This is a genomic window from Polaromonas sp. (genome assembly GCF_030682935.1).
GTDB lineage: Bacteria > Pseudomonadota > Gammaproteobacteria > Burkholderiales > Burkholderiaceae_C > Polaromonas.
Map to the genome: position 1 here is coordinate 1 of NZ_JAUXNA010000364.1, position 2,881 is coordinate 2,881.

Annotated in this window: 3 protein-coding genes and 1 pseudogene; all 4 read right to left on the reverse strand. The window is 61.7% G+C overall.

What is annotated here, in order from left to right:
- Window positions 1–546 (reverse strand): adenosine deaminase (locus tag Q8K05_RS16860; protein ID WP_370868891.1); only part of this gene is annotated, 546 nt, incomplete at its 3' end.
- 71 nt (window positions 547–617) lie between these two features.
- The gene (locus Q8K05_RS16865; protein WP_305247770.1) at window positions 618–1,769 is read right to left on the reverse strand and encodes a BMP family ABC transporter substrate-binding protein; all 1,152 of its coding nucleotides are present in this window, start codon (window positions 1,767–1,769) and stop codon (window positions 618–620) included.
- Between the two features lie 63 nt (window positions 1,770–1,832).
- Window positions 1,833–2,753, reverse strand: coding sequence for an ABC transporter permease (locus tag Q8K05_RS16870; protein ID WP_305247771.1), 921 nt, complete (start codon window positions 2,751–2,753; stop codon window positions 1,833–1,835).
- Window positions 2,753–2,881 (reverse strand): annotated as a pseudogene (locus Q8K05_RS16875) (ABC transporter permease); the annotation flags it as partial. The gene Q8K05_RS16870 and the pseudogene Q8K05_RS16875, both read right to left, overlap by 1 nt.

The window sequence follows — 2,881 nt, forward strand, 5'->3', positions numbered from 1 at the left end:
CGAATCGAGCCCCACGCCGATCAGCTTGTCGCGAAAAGGCAGGGATTGCTCCAGCGTTGCAAACGCATCCTCCTCGCTCAGATGGCGCAAGAAGCACATGATCAGCGAGGCGCTGACGCCCAGTTCGGCCTGGGCATCGACACAGGCGCGGTGCAGTCCGTTGATGACGGCTTCCATGGACACGCCCCGGGCCGTGTGCGTCTGCGGGTCGAAAAACAGCTCGGCATGCACCACGTTGTCTCTGGCTGCCTGCAGCAGGTAGGCACGCGTCATGTCGTAGAAATCCTGCTCCTTGAGCAGCACACTGGCGCCGGCGTAATAAATATCGAGAAAACTCTGCAGGTTGGTGAAGGCGTAGGCGCTGCGCAGCGCAGCAACGCTGGCATAGGGCAAGGCCAGGCCGTTGCGCTGCGCCAATGCAAAAATCAGTTCGGGTTCAAGCGAGCCTTCGATGTGGATGTGCAGCTCGGCTTTGGGCATGCGCCGCAGCAACTCGGGCAGGCGGTCGGCGGCAACCGGTTTCACGGCATATTCAGGCAGATTCATGTCAACTCCAAAAACAAAAAAGCTGCCCGAAGGCAGCTGTCAGGTCGATCTTTTGCGAACAACCCGGGGGATCAGTTACCGGGAACCTTGCCTTCCACGCCCTTGACGTAGGTTTTCAGGCCACCCAGGAACTTGTCGTCGGCCACCACATCCTTGGCGACCAGTTCCTTGCCGGTGTTGTCCATGATGGGGCCTTTCCAGATGGAAAAGCTGCCGTCTTTCAGGCCGGCCTTGACATCGTCAATGCGCTTTTTGGTCTCGTCAGGCACGTCAGCGGCCATCGACACCAGGTCGATCGCGCCTTCCTTGACGCCCCACCAGGCGCTGGTGTTGCCGGTCCATTTTCCTTCAAGCGCCTCGCCGACGGCCTTGACGTAGTACGGACCCCAGTTGATGATGGCGGAAGCCAGGTGGGCTTTCGGGCCATAGGCGGTCATGTCGGAGTCCCAGCCGAAGGCGCGCTTGCCCATTTTTTCGGCGGTCTGCAGCACGGCCGACGAGTCGGTGTTCTGGAACAGCACGTCGGCGCCGCCATTGATCAGCGCGGTAGCCGCTTCGGTTTCCTTGGGTGGGTTGAACCACTCATTGACCCAGACCACCTTGGTTTTGATTTTCGGGTTGACCGACTGGGCGCCCAGCGTGAAACTGTTGATGTTGCGCACGACTTCAGGAATCGGCACCGAACCGACCACGCCCAGCGTGCCCGACTTGCTCATCTTGCCGGCAATCACGCCGGCCATGTAGGCGCCTTCGTAGGTGCGGCTGTCATAGGTGCGCAGGTTGTCGGCGGTTTTGTAGCCAGTGGCGTGCTCGAACTTGACGTCCTTGATGTCATTGGCGACCTTGAGCATGGGCTCCATGTAGCCAAAGGTGGTGCCAAAGATCAGCTTGTTGCCCTGCTGGGCCATGTCGCGAATCACGCGCTCGGCATCGGCCGACTCGGGCACTTTTTCAACAAAACTGGTGACGACCTTGTCGCCATAGGCCGCCTCGACCGCCTTGCGGCCATTGTCATGGGCATAGGTCCAGCCGCCGTCGCCGACCGGGCCAACGTAGGCAAAGGCGATCTTCAGGGGCTCGGCCTTGGCAGGCGCAGGTGCTTCTGCCACCGGGACGGGCGCGGGTGCAGGTACGTCCTTTTTGCCGCAGCCCATCAGGGCGGCCGTGGCCACCGCCGACAGGGCCGCCAGCTTGAGCAGGGAACGTTTTTGCAGGTCAGTCATGTCGTCTCGCTTTCATTGAAGAAGGAAAAAGGGCAAAAAATTACGATTATGCGGTCGAACCGCTCAGGCTTCCGGGTAGAAAGGCTTGCCAATCGAGCTGGGCATGTTCAGACGTATCCACAGCGGGTTGCGCGAAATCAGCACCAGCACCACGATGGTGGCCAGATAGGGCAGCATGCTCAGCCACTGGCTGGGCACATCCACGCCCAGCCCTTGCAGGTGAAACTGCAGCATGGTCACGCCGCCAAACAGGTAAGCCCCAAGCAAGACCCGGGCCGGCCGCCAAGTGGCAAAGGTGGTGAGCGCCAGCGCGATCCAGCCTTTGCCGGCAATCATGCCTTCGACCCACAGCGGCGTGTACACCACCGACACATAGGCGCCGGCCAGCCCGCACAGCGCCCCGCCCGCCACCACGGCAGCCAGGCGGATGCGCCGCACCGGGTAACCCAGCGCATGCGCCGATTCGGGACTTTCGCCAACCGAGCGCAGCACCAGACCGGCGCGCGTGCGGTACAAAAACCAGATCAGCCCGCCGGTAATCGCCATCGCGATGTAGACCATGGGGTGCTGGCGAAACAGCGCCGGGCCCAGAAAGGGAATGTCGCGCAGAAGGGGAATGACAAACTGCGACTGCTCGGGCAGCTTTTCCTGCACGTAGTTGATGCCGGCAAACGCCGAAAAGCCCGCGCCAAAGATGCTCAGGGCCAGTCCGGTGGCGTACTGGTTGGTGTTGAGCCAGATCACCAGCACACCAAACAGGGCCGCCAGAAAAGCCCCCGCAGCCATGCCGGCGGCAAAGCCCAGCCAGCTGTTGCCGGTGTGCACCACGGTGGCAAATCCGGCAATGGCGGCGCACAGCATCATGCCTTCGGCGCCCAGGTTGACGATGCCGGCTTTTTCGTTGATGAGCAGACCCAGCGCCGCAATCGCCAGTACGGTGCCGGCGCTCAGCGTGGCCGCAATCAGCAGTGCGGTGGAATCCATCAGCGCGCTCCTTTGGTGCGCGGGAAGAAGGCGCTGGTAAATTTAAGCCGGTAGGCAATCAGGGTGTCGCAGGCCAGCAGGTTGAACAGCAGCAGGCCCTGAAACACGCCCGTCAGCGACTTGGGCAG